The 1206-nt window shown below is 42.6% G+C and carries 1 protein-coding gene and 1 pseudogene; both read right to left on the bottom strand.

From position 1 onward, the window contains the following. Nucleotides 1–86 precede the first annotated feature (86 nt). Complete coding sequence (locus AM228_RS28910) at nt 87–518, bottom strand: gas vesicle protein (protein ID WP_054470505.1); 432 nt, start codon at nt 516–518, stop codon at nt 87–89. 8 nt (nt 519–526) lie between these two features. Continuing rightward, nucleotides 527–1206 (bottom strand): annotated as a pseudogene (locus tag AM228_RS28915) (gas vesicle protein GvpN); the annotation flags it as partial.

The raw sequence follows: 1206 nt of genomic DNA on the forward strand, positions 1-1206 counted from the left end.
ATCAGTTTTTGACGGCGAATCTCAAGTGTGGAAGCCAACTTGATATTTTATCTAAGGTGAAATGACGTAATCCCCCCTCTAATCTGTTAGGATTCAAGCTGGGAATTTTCTAGCGTTTCGGAATGTGCTTCATCGTTCGGACTGAGATCATGGCTTTCTACGGCGCTCGATTGGGTTAAGGATTTTAAGGCTTGAAGTTCCGCTTCTAAGGTTTGGAGTCGGTTTGAAAGTTCTTGATTTTCTGCTAATAAAGCTTGGGATTGGCTATGGAGATAGGGGTCTCCTTCCCACCAATTAATTCCCATCTCCCGTGCTTTATCAACAGAGGCAATTAACAGACGAATGCGGATATGCAGAAGTTCCGTAGAGGCGATCGAAACAGAAATATCGCCTGCAATCACAATTCCTTTATCTAAAACTCGTTCAAGGATATCCGCTAAACTCGAACCTTGAGTTGCCGTTGTCAGGGTGTTATTTGAGTGGGTTTTGAGCGGGTTGGCAAAAGTGGAGGAATTCACGGTTGGTTTCACTCAAAAAGAATATAAAACTGGTCTTGTTGTTTCAGCAAGTTCTTTTGCAGTAAAGAACGAATAGCTTTTTCTGCTTGATTTTGCTTGAGGTTTAAAGTTTTGTAAATTTCATGAAAGCTGGCTTTGTGGGTTTGCTCCAAATAATGATAAATTTTCTGTTCATGTTCCTTTAAAGTATCCGGAGGTAACGCACTGGCATCTGGACGCTCCGTTTCCTCTACAACGGGTAAGGATTCTGTCGGATTGTCGTTGAGAATTTCCCATAAAATGGTTGTCGATTTATCAATGGATAAATTCGTGCGCGATAAGAGAACATCTGCACAAATATCGCGGAAATCTGCGTGGTCTGGGGTAGCCACAATATCGTGTTCAGCGCAGACTTTGGCAATCATTAAACAAGAGCGCAAACCTGACGTTTTTTCCGCCGCAGTTTTTAGACGGAAGGTTTTGACGAGTTTGACAATAAATAAGGCATCTTCTCGACGAATTCCTGTTTTTTGGGCGATAATTTCAGTCTGAGTCAGTTCATCCGGTTCAGGCATATTAATTGTCACCAACCGATCCATTAAGGCGTCTTGGGTAGCATGAACCCCACAATATTCTTCCGGGTTGGAGGTAAAAATTGCCCGAAATTGAGAATGGACTTGCAGGTACTCGGGTTGATTACTACTCGGTG

The organism is Planktothricoides sp. SR001 (assembly GCF_001276715.1).
Lineage (GTDB): Bacteria > Cyanobacteriota > Cyanobacteriia > Cyanobacteriales > Laspinemataceae > Planktothricoides > Planktothricoides raciborskii.